Below are 15,044 nucleotides of genomic sequence, written 5' to 3'. Positions count from 1 at the left end.
CCCCTGGAGGCCTGATGAGCCAGCAGCCGGTCCTTTTGCCTTATGCCGATCCGGCCTTCACGGCGGATCCCTTCCCGCTCTACCGGCAGCTGCGCGAGGACGGCCCGGTACGGCGCGCCGTCCTCGCCGGTGGCCTCGAGGCATGGCTGGTCACACGCTATGAAGACTGCCTCGCAGCCCTCTCCGACTCACGGCTGAGCAGCGACGTCCGCGATGCCTCGGACCCCCGGCTCCTCGAGCGGCTGCCCGCCACGGAGCGCGAGTCGATGCTGCGCACCATGCTCCGCTCCGATCCGCCCGACCACACCCGCCTGCGCCGCCTGGTCTCCAAGGCGTTCACCGCCCGCAGGGTGGCCGAGCTGCGGCCACGCGTCCAGGAGATCACCGACGGGTTGCTCGACGCGATCGTGCCCGCAGGCAAGGCCGAACTCGTCGAGGACTTCGCGCTGCCGCTCCCCGTCACCGTGATCAGCGAACTGCTCGGAGTGCCCGTCGCCGACCGGGACGACTTCCAGCGGTGGACCGACGACATGGTCCTTCGAGGGGCCGAGCCGCCGGACCCGGTCCGGATCGACCGAGCGTGGCGGCAGATGCGCTCGTACCTGACCGGACTCCTTCAGGACAAGCGAGCCCGGCCCGGAGACGACCTGCTCAGCGCGCTGATCGCCACCCGGGACGAGGAACATCGGCTGGACGAGGACGAGCTGATCGCCATGGCTTTCCTGCTGCTGGTCGCCGGATACATCACCACGGTCAACCTGATCGGCAGCGGTATCGCCGCGCTGCTCGCCCACCCTGACCAGCTGCAGATACTGCGCGACGATCCGGAACTGCTGCCCGGTGCCATCGAGGAGTTCCTGCGCTACGACGGACCGGTCAACCCCGGCATCGCCCGGTTCGCGCGCGAGGACGTCGCCATCGCGGGAGTGGCGATCCCGCGGGGCGCGACCGTACTGGTCGCCTCCGCCATCGCCGACCGCGACCCGGCGCAGTTCCCGGACTCCGACCGCCTGGACATCACCCGGCAGGACAACGCGCACCTCGCCTTCGGGCACGGCATCCACTACTGCCTGGGGGCGCCACTGGCCCGGCTCGAGGGCCAGATCGCCCTGGGAACCGCACTGCGTCGCCTGCCTCACCTCAGCCTGGCCGTGCCGCCCAGCGAACTGAGATGGCGCTCGGGTGGTCTGCGCGGCCCCCAACAGCTGCCCGTCACGTTCACCCCTGACGCCTCCAGCTGACTGCACCACACGGTGGTCTTCGTGTCCCACCGATCACGGCAGATGGCTGCTCGTTACACATGTGTTCTGCGCCCGCCCAGTCGCTTATGCGGCCACCGAGAGGGGGCATCTCGCATCTCGCGGAGCGCCGCGCACATGCGGGTGTGCCATGGCGGGCGGGGGGACGCCGCCCTTGCGGCCGCAGACTGCCATCGCCGCCACACTGCACTCGGCGGCAAGGCCCCCGTCGGCCGTGTGAACACCCCTGCGGGACTCTGCACCCAGGAGTCCGGCGAACAGCGGCAGAACGAGCGCCACAGCCGAAGCCGCCGCGACAGGCGGCGTCTTCGGGACGGCCGTCCGGGCAGAGCTGCAGTTTGCCGGGCCCGGCAACGCCCAGCCCGGCAGGCTGGGGTCAAGTGTTCTTGATGTCGTCCACGCGCTCGCCCTCCGCCTGGGACGGCTCGGTCCTGGGGACGTCCGGGTGCTGGGCTGCACGTTCAGCCAGCTCGTCGCGCTCGCCCTCGGCTTGGGAGGGCGTGTGAGAGTACAGCCAGGTGTCGTAATCCGAGGCTTCGGACTTCATGGCGGGCCTCCCTTGGTCGCTCATCTCCCATGCTCCTCCGTCGACCCCAGCAGGGCGAGACCAGCCAGTACTGCATCTCGCGTCCCGAGCCGATGAAGCTGCCGGATGCGCAGCCCAGCCGATCCCCGGTGGTGCTGAAATTCGCCGAACGGCGCACATTCCTCACCGGGCACTCCGGCCCGGTCTTTTTGCGGGTGCTCCGCATCGGATGCGATTCCTCCCGGGGTTCCTCGCAAGAGCACGCTGAACCTTGAGTGCTGCCGTCGGCCGTTGGTTCGGCCTCCGTGGCTCAGGGGTTACCCAGGCGTACGGCGAGGGCGGCGATGTCGTCGTCAAGGCGTCCTTTGCTGTGGCGGAGGAGGTCGTGGTGAAGAGCCGTGAGCAGTTGGCGTGGCGGTGTCGGGGGCTGTCGGCGCATCCAGGCTGCCAGCGGGAAGAACTCGCCGTCGCGGGCGCGGGCCTCGGCGATCCCGTCCGTATAGAGGAGCAGCAGGTCACCGGGGGCGAAGTCGAAGGTGTCGATGGTGTAGTGATCGCCGATCAGCTCCGCGAGGTTGAGCAGTGGCGAGGGGGTGGCGGATTCGAGGACACGGAGATTCCTGGGGTTCAGGAGCAGCGGCGGGGGGTGTCCGCAGTTGAGGATGTCGATACGTCTGCCCTCGTGCGGGATCTCGGCGAGAAGGGCGGTGGCGAAGCGCTCCATCGGCCCGTCGGGGGGAAAGGCGGCGCTGTAACGGGTGCAGCTGGCGTCCAGTCTGCGGGCGACGTCGACCATGTCGGTCTCTGCGTAGGCCGCTTCCCGGAAGGCGTTGACGATCGCCGCGGCCGCCCCTACTGCCTGCAAGCCCTTGCCCCGGACGTCCCCGATGAGCAGCCTGATTCCGTTAGGCGTGTCGACCACCTCGTAGAAGTCGCCGCCGATGCTGGCCTCCGCCGCGGCCGCGAGGTACAGCGACTCGATCTCGACGTTCCCGAAGCGGCGTGGCATAGGGCTCAGCACCACCTGTTGCGCCACGTCGGCGACGAGCCGTACCTGGAGGAGGGTGCGCTCCCGCTGGAGCCGGACATGGCTTCCGTACGCGGCGGCCACGGTGACCGCGATGATCCCTGCGGCCGTCCACCACGTTCCCAGATCGGGGAAGACAAGGCTGAGGCCGATCATCAGAAAGAGGCAGACCGTCCCGAGCAGGACGGTGGGAAGGACCGGCCACATGGCGGCGGCCAGGGCTGGCGCCGCGGGCAGGAGGCGGCTGAAGGCCAATTGCGGCGGAGTGGTGTAGGCCAGGCTGGCGATGACGACGGTCAGGATGACCGGCGACAGCCGCACAAGCCTCCCCCGGCCGTAGCGCCGACGGAGCCGCAGGCGTCCAGAGTCGATCACACATCCAAGACTATCTGCACAATAAGGGCATAGCGCTCCTGTCCCTCCTACACGACAGTCGATGAGCGCCCCCATGGCCCGCGCCACTCAACCTTTGCTGTCACTGATCAGCCTTTGCCGGCAATCACGCCGTCTGCCGGTGCAGGCAGGCTGACGAGATCAGGACCTTCGGAAAGAAGCCGAAGCAGTCACGCACGGTGTTGGGCCGGATCGCGGCGTCCTACATGATCTCGGCAGCTGCACTCGCGCAGCGAACCACCGCAGGAGCAACGACGCGCGACAGCCAACGTCGGCCGTGACCCGCTTCTCGGGGCGTGTGCGTGGTGCCATCCGCGCCAACTGTGGCATGTGTGGCATGCGTGTCGTCCGGCCCTGTGGCAGCGTGGAAAGCGACCAGCCATGGACGTACAGGAACGGCCCGCATGGACGGACGGACCGGCGTGGCGCCGTCCGCTCGGGCTCGTGCGCTCGCGGCTGCGGGTGCACAGCATCGCGGGGCAGGTATTCCTGCTGCAGGTCGCAGTCGTGGTGCTCCTGATCGCCGCGGCGCTGTCGGCGCTCGTCCTCCAGGCCCGGTCCTACAGCACAACCGACGCCGGGCACCGCACCCGTACCGCGGCCATTGCGCTCGCGGGGTCTCCAGGTATGGCGAAAGCCCTGGCCGGCCCCCATCCGACGGCGACGCTGCAGCCCATCGCCGAACGGACCCGCAAGATCGCGGGCTTCGACTACGTCGTGATCACCGACCCGCACGGGATCCGATACACCTCGCCCATCCCGGGCCTCATCGGCAAGCACATCTACGGCCCGTACCAGCGAGCCCGGAACGGCCCGTACACCAGCAGCTTCACCAACCCTCTGGCGCACATCGTGGACACCACCGCGCCCGTCCGCAGCCCGGGCGGCCAGATCGCCGGGTACGTCTCGGTGGGCATCACCGTCGCGCGGGTGAACCAGGGGGTGATCGGCCAGCTCCCGGTCGTGTTCGGTGGCGCGGCGGTCGCACTCTGCCTGGGCATGGGCGGAGCAGTGCTGGTCCGGCGGCGACTGCACCGCCAGACGCACGGCCTGGGCCCGGCCGGGATGACGCACATGTACGAAGAGGCCGACCGGGCGCGGGCCCGCCTGCAGCTCCTGTACGACGCCGGCGGGCGGGTCGGCACCACGCTGGACGTGAAACGGACCGTGCAGGAGCTGGCGGACGTGGCCGTCCCCCGCTTCGCGGATTTCGTCACCGTCGAGCTGGCCGACCCCGTACTGAACGGCGACGAGCCGTCCCCGGGCACGGGCACGGCCAGGGGCCCGGCGCTCCGCCGCGCCGCGGTGAGCGGCGTCCGGGGCGACGCGCCGCTCTACCCGATGGGATCGGTGGTCAGTTTCCTGCCGACCACACCCGAAGGCATGGGCCTGGTGACCGGCCATCCCGCCCTCGCCGCCGATCTACGCCAGGCCCGCGCCTGGCACGAGCGCGACCCGGAAAACTCCGACAAGGTCCTCGCCTACGGCATCCACTCGCTGCTTTCCGCGCCCCTGCGTGCGCGCGGCCTGAACCTCGGCATTGTCAACTTCTGGCGCGCTGGATCCTCCGAGCCGTTCGGGGACGACGACCTCTCCTTCGCCGAGGAGGTGGTCGCCCGCGCCGGAATCTCCGTGGACAACGCCCGCCGCTACACCCGCGAGCACACGATGGCCGAGGAGCTCCAGCGCAGCCTGCTGCCACGCGGCCTGCCCGAACAGAGCGCCCTGGACGCGGCCTCCCGCTACTGCCCGGTATGGCAGGGAGTGGGCGGGGACTGGTTCGACGTCATCCCGCTCCCCGGGTTCCGGGTCGCGCTGGTCGTCGGTGACGTCGTCGGCCACGGGCTGCACGCGGCGGCCACCATGGGCCGCCTGCGGACCGCGGTCCACAACTTCTCCACCCTCGACCTGGCACCCGACGAGCTGATCGCTCGCCTAGACGACCTCGTCACCAGCCTCGACCAGCCAGGTACGAACGACGAGCAGGCCACAGAAGTCACCGGAGCCACCTGCCTCTACGCGATCTACGATCCGGTCTCCGGGCGCTGCACCATGGCACGAGCGGGCCACCCCGCGCCCGCTCTCGTGCGCCCTGACGGCGGCGTGGACTTCGCCGACCTGCCCGCGGGGCCGCCACTCGGCGTGAGCGGTCTGCCGTTCGAGGCGGTGGAACTGCAACTGGAGGCCGGAACCGGACTCGTCCTCTACACCAACGGGCTCATCTACAACCGCGAGCGCGACGTAGAAGAAGGGCTCGCCGCCCTGCGCGCCACTCTGCGGGACGCGACCGGCGACTCTCCGGAAGGCATGTGTGACGCGGTCTTTCATGCGCTGGTTCCACCGCGGCCGAGGGACGACGTCGCCCTTCTCATCGGGCGCACGCGCCTGTTCGCGTCCGACCAGGTCGCCGAGTGGGAGGTTCCCAGCGATCCGTCCGCCGTCTCGCAAATCCGGTCCGAGTGCGTCGGGCAGCTCTCGGACTGGGGGCTGGAGAGCCTCGCCTTCACCACCGAGCTGATCCTCAGCGAGCTCATCACCAACGCGATTCGCCACGGCAGCCCGCCGGTCCGCGTCCGCATGCTGCGCGACGGGGGCCTGGTCTGCGAGGTCTCCGATCACAGCAGCACCTCACCGCACCTGCGGTACGCCGCCACGACGGACGAGGGCGGCCGCGGGCTGTTCCTGGTCGCTCAACTGGCCAAGCGGTGGGGGACCAGGTACACGGCCCTGGACAAGGTCATCTGGGCCGAGCAGTCGCTCACCGTCACGCCCGACCAGCTGCGGGACGCACTGATCTCTTGACTTGCACCTCCGGCTGAAGCCCGAGAATTCTGGCCTTCTCGATCGTGGCTGTGCCGCTACGCGGCACGGGGTTCGGTCGAGAATCCGTGAAACTGAGCTCCTCCTGCGGCACCTTGGCTGACAAGATGCCGCTCAGCGTCCGTATGTGGACATGTGGCTGCGGTACGAGGCATGACCGGGCCGCGAACGCAGCGAAGAACCTTCTGGCCGCGGGGCGGTTGCAGCCTGCGGAGCTGGTGCAAGACCTCAACGGAGTCCTCCGGGCGAGCAGTCGGCGATGAAACAGGAAATCTCACGGCGCGAGCCGTAAGACTTCCCTCCCTTCAGGGAAGGGAGGGTCATGAGTTTGTCAGCGCTTGAAGGAGTCCTTGGTCCCCTCCTTCGCGCCCCGCATCTTGCCCCGCGCTTCGAGGGCGGCACCCTTTGCAGCGAGGGCATCCTTGTGCACCGCGTGGGCTGCCTTTCGTACGGCCTTTCCGACAACCTGTTCGGCCTTTGCCTTGGCTTTCTCTCCGGCACTCATCTCAGCCTCCGCACTCACTGGTTGAGTGCCCCCTGGTCGGCCGGACCAGTCACGCGGAAGCCATGGATCACTACCGGTCACACCCCGACCGCGTACTCGACCTGCCCACGGCCGCAAGCTGAGACCGCTCACACCCTGCTAGGCAAGTTCGTTGCATGATGAAAACCTTGCGGTCATGAAGATCCTTTTTATCGGTGGAACCGTCTTCCTGGGCCGTGCGCTCGTCGACGAGGCGCTGCGACGTGGTCACGAGGTGACGTTGTTCAACCGCGGACGGGCGGGCCCGACGCCTTCGGGCGCGGAGGCGGTCCAGGGCGACCGAGGGGACGAAGCCGCCCTGCGCGCGCTGGCGGAAGGGCGGACCTGGGACTGTGTGATCGACACCTGCGGGTTTGAGCCCCGTGTCGTGCAGCGTTCGGTCCGGGCGCTGACCGGCCACGTGGACGTGTATGCCTTCGTCTCGTCCTTCCATGCCTACTCGGACCGGAAGATTTCAAGTCCAGTGAGACGGTCGTGACGCTATGAGGTTTGTGGTGCGGGTTCCTGGCGTTTGGCCGGGTCGTTGATCCAGGCGGTCTGGGGTATCTCGGGTGGTCGGGGGCGGCGGCCGAAGCGTTCGGGGTGGCGGGCGTATGCCTCGGCGAGGGTGACCGCGCGCTGGTCGCGGACCTCTTCGGCGGTTCCGAAGTGGACGGAGGCGGGGGTGTGCCAGCCGATGCCCGAGTGCCGGTGCTCGTGGTTGTAGTACGCGATGAACGCGTCGAACCACTCGCGGGCGTGGGCCAGCGAATCGAACCGTTCGGGGTAGTCCGCCATGTACTTCGTGGTCTTGAACTGGGCTTCGCTGTAAGGGTTGTCGTTGGAGACCTTCGGCCGCGAGTGCGACCGCGTCACGCCCAGATCGATCAGCAGCTGGGAGACCTTCTTGCTCGTCATCGAGGTGCCGCGGTCCGCGTGCACGGTCTGGGGCACGATGCCGTTGCGGGCGATGGTCTCGCGGATCAACTCCTCGGCCCGCACGGCCGATTCGGCCCGCTCGACGGTGTGGCCGACGATGTACCGGCTGAAGATGTCGATGATCACGTAGGCGTGATACCAGATGCCCTTGACCGGTCCGGACGCCTTGGTGATGTCCCAGGTGAACACCTGCGAGGGCCCGGTGGCGACCAGCTCGGGCACTGCCTTGGCGGGATGGGTGGCCTGTCTTCGGCGCTCGCCGGACTGATCCTGCTCGCGCAGGATCCGGTACATCGTCGAGACGGAGCAGTGATAGCGCCCGGCATCCAGCTCGCGGGCCCAGATCTGCGCGGGCGCCAGCTCGGCGTACTCGTCGCCGTTCATCAACTCCAGTACCGCGGCCCGCTCTTGGGCCGTCAGGGCCGACGGCTGCACCTGCGGGGCGCGTGCTCTGCGTGGTGGCGGGGGCCGGAGCCGGCGGTAGTGCGTGGCGCGGGAGCGGCCGGTCAGCCGACAGGTGGCCGTGATGCCCAGCTGAGCCTCGACGCCGGTGAACGCCTCGTCCACGACAGGGTCGGCGGCGGGCTTCAGTCCGCGCTCTCGGAGAGCATGTCCAAGAGCGCGGAAGCTTTTCCCATGACTTCCAGCGCGGCCTTGTTCCGGGCCAGTTCCTTCTCCAGCCGTTCCACCTGGCGGCGCAGCTTCTCGTTGTCTGCCTCGGCGGCCGACTTCTTCGGACGGGCCGGGCTGGTGCGCTTGTCGACCAGCTTTTCCAGGGCCCCGGCGTCCCGCGCAGCCCGCCATTCCTTGACATGCGAGTGGTACAGGCGCTCGCGGCGCAGGACCGCGCCCTTCTCGTTCCTGGGTGCGGCGTCGTACTCGGCCACGATCCGCAGCTTGTACTCCGGGCTGAAGGAACGGCGCTTTGGCCTGGGAGCCGGGTCGGATCCGGCGGGCTTGGTGCTGGTCATGAGGGGGTGGTTCTCCTGTCGTGCCCTCTCAGGCTAACCCGCCGAAGCGGAACGTCTCACCCAAGGCTGACAGAGAGGGGACTGGCCGGCCACAGGGGTGGACGAGTCCTCGCCTCGCCACGCCTGCGCTTCGGACGCCTCGCCGGACGACGTGCCCTATAACGCGCTCAAGGCCGGATGCGAACGGGCGGTCGAGGAGGGCTTCCCCGCACGTGCCCTGATCGTCAATCCCGGGATCATCTTCGGTCCCGGAGAGAACGTCGGGCGCCTGCCGTGGTGGCTGGAGACCGTCGCGCATGGTGGCCGTGTGCTGGCTCCGGGGTCCCCGGACCGCGCGGTGCAGCTGATCGACGCCCGTGACATCGCCGACTTCATGCTCGACCGGCTCGCCGAGGGTGGCACCGGCCGATATCTGACCACCGGTGTCCGGGGGAACACCACCATGGGTGAACTGCTGGGTGCCTGTGTCGATGCCACCGGTGCCGGGACCGAACTCGTCTGGGCGGACGAGCAGTTCCTCGAGGATCATGGCGTGGCCCCGTGGACCGAGGTACCACTGTGGGCCCCTGACATTCCCGAGATGGCCGGCATCTGGGCCTCTTCTTCGGCCAAGGCCCTGGCCGAAGGTCTGCGCTGCCGCCCGGTCGCCGAGACCGTGGCGGACACCTGGCGAGCGCTCAGCGAGGGCGGCTGTCCGCGGCCCAAGTACCTGCAGGGGAAGACTCCTGTCGGTTTGTCCGAGGACAAGCACGATACTGTCCTCGCCGCGTGGGACGACCGCAGGTCGCAGGCCACGGCGCAACAACGGCTTCCAGATGCGTCTGCACGGCAGTGACGGCGATGGAACCAACATCTTCACCATCTGGAACCGCAGGCGGTGGCGGAAGGCCTGACAGATGACTCCCGACCTGACCCGGCTCACCGAGCTGCTGCCGCGGCCTCAGGACAGCGGCCAGGTTCCGGACTGGAACGCCGCCGAAAGCACCCTGCAGACTGCGCTGCCCACGGGACTACAAGCGGCTCATCGAAACCTATGGAGGCGGCGGCTTCATCGACGGCTACCTGCTGCTCCTGGAGCCGGGGTGCCGCAATGACGTCTACGACCTGATCAAGATCACGGCGGAACGCGAGGAGGCCAACGACTCCCTGTGGCAGTACGAAGACAAGCCGGCCGGCCTTGAGGCCGAGGACAGCCGCCTGATCTGCTGGGCAACCACGGACAACGGCGAGTACCTGTACTGGCTCGTGCAGCAGGGCGACGACCCCGACACCCGCCCCGTTCTGGTCAACGACGAGTCCGGCGAGGACTGGGAACGATACGACGTGACCGTGACCCGCTTCCTTTTCGGCGAACTCGGCGGACAGATCCGCTCACAGATCCTGTGGGATCAGTTCCCGCAGCCTGAACACGGGTTCCGCACCGCCCGGGAGATGGCGGGCTGACGGCCGCGGACCTGAGGCGGAGGAACTGGCCGGGATGCTCACCGCTGTGCTTGCCGGAAACCCCATCCATGCAGCTCACGTCGCATGGTTGCCGGTGTTGTCGCCGATGGCGACGACCTCGGGCGCGTGTGCGTGTCAGTCTGCCTCCGCAGAGCGACCGGCACGTGATCGCGCCGTCGATGTCCGCTGATGCGAACGGGGCGGGCGCGGTGTAGAGAGGAGTCATGGCGCAGCGATCTGAAGGGCTTCGCCGGCCGGAGCGTACGAGCCGGGCGCTGGTCGCCATCCCGGTCGCGTGGATCGTCGCGGTGTCCGTGATCGACATACTCGCGCCGCCCGACATTCATCTGGGGCCGCTGCTCGTCGCAGCCCCGGCAATCACTCCGTCGTTCGGCGGTCCCCGGACCGTGGGACTGGTGGCGGCACTGGCGGTGATCGCGCAGACGGTCATCGGGCTGCTGCGCGATTCCGACACGTTGCTCTCGTCCAACCACCAGGCACAGATCATCGCCCTGATCCTGGTGGGAATTTGCCTCGTCATCTTCTGCGTGGTGCGGGACCGCCGGGCGAAAGAGCTGATGCAGGTGCGGTACGTGTCCGAGACCGCCCAGCGTGTGGTCCTGCCTGCGCTGCCCGGGCAGCTCGGACCGCTGCGGGCCGCCTCCCTCTATCTCGCCGCGGAGGCCGAGGCCCGGATCGGCGGAGATCTGTTCGCGGCGGCACGTACCACCTCCGGTACGCGGCTGATGATCGGCGACGTGCGGGGGAAGGGGCTGACCGCGGTCAATGACGCAGCCCTGCTGCTCGGAGCGTTCCGCGGCGCTGCTCACCGCCAGGCGAGCCTGGGCGAGCTGGTGTACTACCTCGACCGGAGCGTGTGCTGGGACCTGATGGAGCCGGGCGAGACGAGCCGCTACGGAGAAACGTTCATCACCGCCACGATCCTGGACATTCCCGACCATGGCGGCCGGGTCCAGATGATCTCCTGCGGTCACCCGCCGCCGATCGTCCTCCGTGCCGGCCGGCCGACGACCATGGACGCCAGCCGTCCCGCACCCCCCTTGGGCCTCGGCGAACTGTCGCGTTCGCGCTACCGCGTCGACAGTTTTCCGTTCGAGCCGGGAGATTTTCTGCTGCTGTACACGGACGGCGTCACCGAGGCCCGCGACTCCACCGGCACCTTCTACCCGCTCGCCGAGCGCATCACAGGCTGGACCGGGAACGACCCCGACGCCTTCCTCAACCGCCTCCGCCGCGACCTGCTGCGCTACGTCGGCGGACGGCTGAACGACGACGCCGCCATGATCGCCATTGAACGCCCTGCCGAACCCCGTGCCTGATCACTGGGTGCCTTCGACTCACGGCTGCACGCTCGGGGAGCGCGGTTCGGCCCCGGCGGGCGGTCACCGTGCGGCCTCGATGCCCAGGGCGCGGCGCCGCTCGCCGGTCTCGGAGCTGGTGTGACCCGTGTCAGGCGAGGAACCCGCCGTCGACTGCCAGGTGGGCGCCGGTGACGTACAAGGCGTCGTCGGAGGGCAGGAAGGCGACTGCCGTGGCGATCTCCTCGGCGGCGCCGATCCGGCCGAGGGGGATCCCCGTCGCCGTGACCTGGCCACGCCGGTTGGCGAGGTTGGAACCAGACGGGTTACGGGCGCCCCCCCCGGCCGGGAGTCCTTGGCGGAAGAGGGCCTGGTGCTTGTCGAGGACGCCGGAGGTGCCAACACGACGACCAGGATTTCAACGTGCCACCGCCAACCCTGCACGAGTTCGTCAGGGGCCGGGGGACGCGGTTGTGGCCTCCCCAGTGATCCGCTCCAGATCTGTCATCAGTGCGTCCAGCCACGAGACGGCCGCGTAGTACACCCGCGGCGCGCCCGGCGGCTCCACCTCGAAATCGTCGAGGTCGGGGTCCCGCAGCGGCACCGGGTCCTGCGGGGTGTCGCCGCTCGGATCGAGCCGCGCCGACACCAGCAGCATCCGCCCGGCCACCCGGTCCCCGAGGCGGGACACGGCCGCCGTCGGCCCCAGCTCCAGGGGCGGTGCGACGGTCCGCTCGGGCGGCACCAGAAGCCGGTCGGCTCCCCACAGGGTGTGGTGGGCGGCCATCAAGGTCGCCTGCCAGTCCTGCGGGCTGTCCTGGCCGGCGGGTTCATGGGGGCCTGTCGAGCCCTGCGGATCCTGGCCGGGGTGACCGGCGGCCAGGCCCCTCGGCTCGCTCTGGAACTGCGCGTACGCCGCCTCCGCCATGACCAGCGAGTGCATCAGCGAGCGGTGGCCCGGCGCGGCGGTCACCGGCGCCCGCACCCCGCCGGCGGCCAGCTGGGCGGTGGTCGCCACCACGTTCTCCGCCGCACCGCGCAGCAGTACCGCCATCGACCGCCGCAGTTCGTCCTGGGCACCCCGCGGCCAGGCGAGCAGCCCGAAGACAGCGCCGATCGCGCTGCCGGTCAGCACGGCCAGCAGCCGGAACTCGGCAAGCTGCCAGGTCGCGGGCGCCAGCTGGGCGAACGCCAGGGCGACCACCAGCGTGAACAGCGCCTGGGCCCAGCCCACGCCCTTGACGGGCCCCAGCGTGAACGCGAACAGCATCAGCGGCGGCAGCACCGCCGCGTACACGGCGATATTGGTCCCGACCAGCGTGAACAGCCCGGCCACGATCAGCGCGCCGATCAGGGTCCCGGTCAGTGCCACCCGCACCGTCGACCGGGTCTGCCGCACGGTGGTCCGGGTCAGAGTCAAGGTCGCGAGCAGTACCCAGAAGCCGTGCGGCAGCGTGTCCACCCCCGCGATCACCCGGGCCGCGGCGAGGGCCATGCTGATCCGTACCGCGTTCTGGAAGCACACCGACCGGGCGCTCGCGTGCCCCGCCATCCGCCTCCACCACAGCTGCGGCGCGCGCTTTTGGGCGTACCAGAACCGGCCCGGGGCCGCCTGTGCCGCGCCTGCCCGGCCCCGTACGGCGATGGCTGCCGCCGTCGACATCGCCAGTGCCGCGTCCGCGAGCTCCAGCATCGCCGCGTGCCGCCGCAGCGCGGCCGGCGAGGCGCCCGCGTCCGGACCGGCCGCCATGGCGGTACGGGCCCGCAGCAACTCGGCGTGCGCGTCCCCGGCGTCGGGAGCCCGGCCCCGCAGGCGGTCTGCCGTCTCGAGGGCCGTGTCCCGCACCGCGCGCAGTACGGCGGGCCCGAGCCCGGACTCGGCCGGCCCGGGATTCGGCTGCGGGGGAGCGGTCAGCCTCGCGAGCAGGGTGCGGGTGGCCAGGCCGGTGTGCGTCAGGCCCCGGTCCCGCACGCTCGGCCCGGCCGGCCGCTCGGCCTCGGGCACCTGCGAGGACCGCAGCGCGGTACTGGCGGCCTGGGCCTCCTGCAGCGTCCGGTCGGTGATCGCGTACGGAGGTTCGGTCAGCTCCTCGGCACACCGGCGGGCGCAGTCGGCGGCCCGCGCGGCCAGCTCCCGATAGGGGACGGTGGGCGGGTCCGGCAGCAGGAACCTCTCCGCGAGCACGAGGAACACGATGCCCACCGCGGCCCCGGCCAGCCGGGAGCCGAGCGAGCCGGGGTCGTAGGGCGGGAACGAAGGCAGGATGTACATCAGCTGGAGCCCGGGCGCGGCCCCCGCGGGGCGCGGGCCGCCCACAGCGGAGAAGGCCAGCGCGAAGCCGATCACCAGCATCCCCGTCGTGGCGGTCCAGGTCTGCACGGACAGGTAGGTGCCGATGGTGATCAGCACCAGGCTGACCGGCAGCAGCCGCGCCACCACCGCGGCACGCTGCCGGCCTGTACCGGGGATGTGGGACAGTCCCGCGAGTGACACCGCGGCGAACAGCGCGTAGATCGCCGCCTCGGCCGAGCCGAAGCCGTACAGGAACAGGTAGAAGCCGGCGCCGGCGGCCACAGTGACCCGCGCGGAGCGGCGGGCCGCCGCCCGGTAGGCGGCGGGCAGTCGGACCCGGGGAACGCCACCGGTACCACCCATGCCACCAGGATCACCCCGAGCCGTGCGGGCCGCCTGCCCGGGAGGTCAGTCGACCTGGAACTCGCCCATCCGGCTCGAGCCGTCGGCGCTCTCGATCGTCGTCCTGACGATGTCGGGCGTACGGCTGACGAGCGGCCGCATCGTCTGCAGGGCGGCCCGGGCGCGCTCGCCCGGCACCTGTCAGCGCAGTTGCGCCGCCACCGGCTGGTGACCCCGGGCTCCCCTCTTGGCCTGGCACCGGCGTCTCGTTCTGTGGACGTTGCGGCAGAAGCCGGCGCGGACCGGTCGGCCTTCCATGTCCCGAGTTGATCCTGTGCCTTGTCCGGGAGAACCCGGCCTGGGGGTCCACGCGCGTCCAGGGCGGGCTGCGCCGCCTCGGGTAGCGGGTCGGTGCCTCGGCGCCGGGCCCGGGCCGATGGCCTCCTGGCCGTGGAACCGGGCCCATCGACGCGGTGACCCGGCGGGAGAGTGCGGCCACGGAAACGCCGGTGTCGACCGGCGAGGGTGAAACGCCCGGTGAGCATTGCCCAGCCCATGAACGCGGCCGATTGACCCATGAATTGGGCCACGAAATGCACCTCATGACAGGTCTATCTGCTCAATAAAGTTGTGTTCACAAGGCGCCGGGAGAGCCCGAAGCCGCAGCTCAAAGGCAGGAACAACCATCATGAACGCGCAGACCGCACCCAAGGCCGTTCTCACCCGTGCCGCCACCGCCGAGACCACTGCGGACCCCAGCAGCGTGATGACACTGCTCGCGGACCACGGCACGGACGGCAGCGCCCTCACCAGCTACCGCTCCACCTTCGCCAAGGGCGCGGTCGGTGCTCCCGCGCACTTTCACACCAAGGCGTCCGAGCTGTTCTTTGTCCTGGACGGCGCCTTGCGCGTGCTGATCGATGACGAGGTCAAGGTTTTGGAGAAGGGCGACTTCCTCCTGGTGCCGCCGCACACTCCGCACGCCTTCGCTGCGGCCCCGGGCCGCGAGGCGGATGTGCTGTTCGTCTTCAGCCCGGGCATGCCGCGCTTCGACTACCTGCGCCTGCTGGGCCGTGTGATGCGCGGCGAGGCCGGTTTCGAGGAGATCAAGAACTCTTCGGAGCTGTACGACAACCACTACGTCGACAGCCCTGTCTGGCAGGCCGCCCTTCAGGACGCCAAGTAACTC

General features: G+C 69.8%; 14 protein-coding genes and 2 pseudogenes. 8 read left to right on the top strand and 8 right to left on the bottom strand.

The window, feature by feature from the left end; all coding sequences use genetic code 11:
* Positions 1 to 14: 14 nt before the first annotated feature.
* The gene (locus tag OG758_RS08630) at positions 15 to 1,241 is read left to right on the top strand and encodes a cytochrome P450 family protein (protein ID WP_326709434.1); all 1,227 of its coding nucleotides are present in this window, start codon (positions 15 to 17) and stop codon (positions 1,239 to 1,241) included.
* Between the two features lie 394 nt (positions 1,242 to 1,635).
* Here the strand turns inward: OG758_RS08630 and OG758_RS08625 are convergent, their stop codons facing one another.
* Positions 1,636 to 1,806 carry a hypothetical protein gene (locus OG758_RS08625; protein ID WP_326709433.1) on the bottom strand — a complete coding sequence of 57 codons (171 nt, stop codon included), beginning with the start codon at positions 1,804 to 1,806 and terminating at the stop codon, positions 1,636 to 1,638.
* Positions 1,807 to 2,095: 289 nt separating this feature from the next.
* On the bottom strand, positions 2,096 to 3,187 hold the full coding sequence (locus OG758_RS08620; protein ID WP_326709432.1) for a PP2C family protein-serine/threonine phosphatase: 1,092 nt from the start codon (positions 3,185 to 3,187) through the stop codon (positions 2,096 to 2,098).
* Positions 3,188 to 3,586: 399 nt separating this feature from the next.
* On the opposite strand from OG758_RS08620, the gene OG758_RS08615 reads away from it, so the two are divergent.
* Positions 3,587 to 6,007: a SpoIIE family protein phosphatase gene (locus tag OG758_RS08615; protein WP_326709431.1), complete on the top strand. Its 2,421-nt coding sequence runs from the start codon at positions 3,587 to 3,589 to the stop codon at positions 6,005 to 6,007.
* A gap of 83 nt (positions 6,008 to 6,090) precedes the next feature.
* Positions 6,091 to 6,317, top strand: a pseudogene (locus OG758_RS08610) (zinc ribbon domain-containing protein); the annotation flags it as partial.
* Positions 6,318 to 6,356: 39 nt separating this feature from the next.
* On the opposite strand, the gene OG758_RS08605 reads toward OG758_RS08610, so the two are convergent.
* Entirely contained in the window at positions 6,357 to 6,530 is a 174-nt protein-coding gene (locus tag OG758_RS08605; protein WP_326709430.1) for a hypothetical protein, read from the bottom strand.
* A gap of 151 nt (positions 6,531 to 6,681) precedes the next feature.
* Between OG758_RS08605 and OG758_RS08600 the strand changes: the two genes are divergently transcribed.
* Positions 6,682 to 7,047 carry an NAD(P)H-binding protein gene (locus OG758_RS08600; protein WP_326709429.1) on the top strand — a complete coding sequence of 122 codons (366 nt, stop codon included), beginning with the start codon at positions 6,682 to 6,684 and terminating at the stop codon, positions 7,045 to 7,047.
* A gap of 2 nt (positions 7,048 to 7,049) precedes the next feature.
* On the opposite strand, the gene OG758_RS08595 is transcribed toward OG758_RS08600, so the two are convergent.
* Both OG758_RS08595 and OG758_RS08590 read right to left on the bottom strand, forming a co-directional pair.
* Positions 7,050 to 8,054: an IS3 family transposase gene (locus tag OG758_RS08595; RefSeq protein ID WP_326708051.1), complete on the bottom strand. Its 1,005-nt coding sequence runs from the start codon at positions 8,052 to 8,054 to the stop codon at positions 7,050 to 7,052.
* A gap of 20 nt (positions 8,055 to 8,074) precedes the next feature.
* Complete coding sequence (locus OG758_RS08590) at positions 8,075 to 8,458, bottom strand: hypothetical protein (RefSeq protein ID WP_326708052.1); 384 nt, start codon at positions 8,456 to 8,458, stop codon at positions 8,075 to 8,077.
* 151 nt (positions 8,459 to 8,609) lie between these two features.
* On the opposite strand from OG758_RS08590, the gene OG758_RS08585 reads away from it, so the two are divergent.
* The 3 genes from OG758_RS08585 to OG758_RS08575 all read left to right on the top strand — a co-directional run bounded on the left by OG758_RS08585 (position 8,610) and on the right by OG758_RS08575 (position 11,241).
* The gene (locus OG758_RS08585; RefSeq protein WP_326709428.1) at positions 8,610 to 9,293 is read left to right on the top strand and encodes an NAD-dependent epimerase; all 684 of its coding nucleotides are present in this window, start codon (positions 8,610 to 8,612) and stop codon (positions 9,291 to 9,293) included.
* Positions 9,294 to 9,451: 158 nt separating this feature from the next.
* Positions 9,452 to 9,901: an SMI1/KNR4 family protein gene (locus tag OG758_RS48865; RefSeq protein WP_442810413.1), complete on the top strand. Its 450-nt coding sequence runs from the start codon at positions 9,452 to 9,454 to the stop codon at positions 9,899 to 9,901.
* A 224-nt stretch (positions 9,902 to 10,125) separates the two neighbouring features.
* On the top strand, positions 10,126 to 11,241 hold the full coding sequence (locus OG758_RS08575) for a PP2C family protein-serine/threonine phosphatase (RefSeq protein ID WP_326709426.1): 1,116 nt from the start codon (positions 10,126 to 10,128) through the stop codon (positions 11,239 to 11,241).
* Between the two features lie 130 nt (positions 11,242 to 11,371).
* Here the strand turns inward: OG758_RS08575 and OG758_RS08570 are convergent.
* From OG758_RS08570 to OG758_RS08560, 3 genes and pseudogenes are all read right to left on the bottom strand, one after another.
* A pseudogene (locus tag OG758_RS08570) lies at positions 11,372 to 11,503 on the bottom strand (SDR family oxidoreductase); the annotation flags it as partial.
* A gap of 168 nt (positions 11,504 to 11,671) precedes the next feature.
* On the bottom strand, positions 11,672 to 13,876 hold the full coding sequence (locus OG758_RS08565) for an FUSC family protein (protein ID WP_326709425.1): 2,205 nt from the start codon (positions 13,874 to 13,876) through the stop codon (positions 11,672 to 11,674).
* Positions 13,877 to 13,921: 45 nt separating this feature from the next.
* Complete coding sequence (locus OG758_RS08560; protein WP_326709424.1) at positions 13,922 to 14,053, bottom strand: hypothetical protein; 132 nt, start codon at positions 14,051 to 14,053, stop codon at positions 13,922 to 13,924.
* Positions 14,054 to 14,543: 490 nt separating this feature from the next.
* On the opposite strand from OG758_RS08560, the gene OG758_RS08555 reads away from it, so the two are divergent.
* Complete coding sequence (locus tag OG758_RS08555; protein WP_227298589.1) at positions 14,544 to 15,041, top strand: cupin domain-containing protein; 498 nt, start codon at positions 14,544 to 14,546, stop codon at positions 15,039 to 15,041.
* Positions 15,042 to 15,044: the final 3 nt, after the last annotated feature.

The organism is Streptomyces sp. NBC_01474, assembly GCF_035918215.1.
Taxonomy (GTDB): domain Bacteria; phylum Actinomycetota; class Actinomycetes; order Streptomycetales; family Streptomycetaceae; genus Streptomyces; species Streptomyces aureus.
This window is presented reverse-complemented; position numbering and strand designations above follow the sequence as displayed.

Bases quoted from the DNA above. Each gene is read 5' to 3' on its own strand.
- OG758_RS08605 (WP_326709430.1), bottom strand. From the start codon at position 6,530: ATGAGTGCCGGAGAGAAAGCCAAGGCAAAGGCCGAACAGGTTGTCGGA.
- OG758_RS08615 (WP_326709431.1), top strand. From the start codon at position 3,587: ATGGACGTACAGGAACGGCCCGCATGGACGGACGGACCGGCGTGGCGC.
- OG758_RS08555 (WP_227298589.1), top strand. From the start codon at position 14,544: ATGAACGCGCAGACCGCACCCAAGGCCGTTCTCACCCGTGCCGCCACC.
- OG758_RS08575 (WP_326709426.1), top strand. From the start codon at position 10,126: ATGGCGCAGCGATCTGAAGGGCTTCGCCGGCCGGAGCGTACGAGCCGG.
- OG758_RS08590 (WP_326708052.1), bottom strand. From the start codon at position 8,458: ATGACCAGCACCAAGCCCGCCGGATCCGACCCGGCTCCCAGGCCAAAG.
- OG758_RS08565 (WP_326709425.1), bottom strand. From the start codon at position 13,876: ATGGGTGGTACCGGTGGCGTTCCCCGGGTCCGACTGCCCGCCGCCTAC.
- OG758_RS08625 (WP_326709433.1), bottom strand. From the start codon at position 1,806: ATGAAGTCCGAAGCCTCGGATTACGACACCTGGCTGTACTCTCACACG.
- OG758_RS08630 (WP_326709434.1), top strand. From the start codon at position 15: ATGAGCCAGCAGCCGGTCCTTTTGCCTTATGCCGATCCGGCCTTCACG.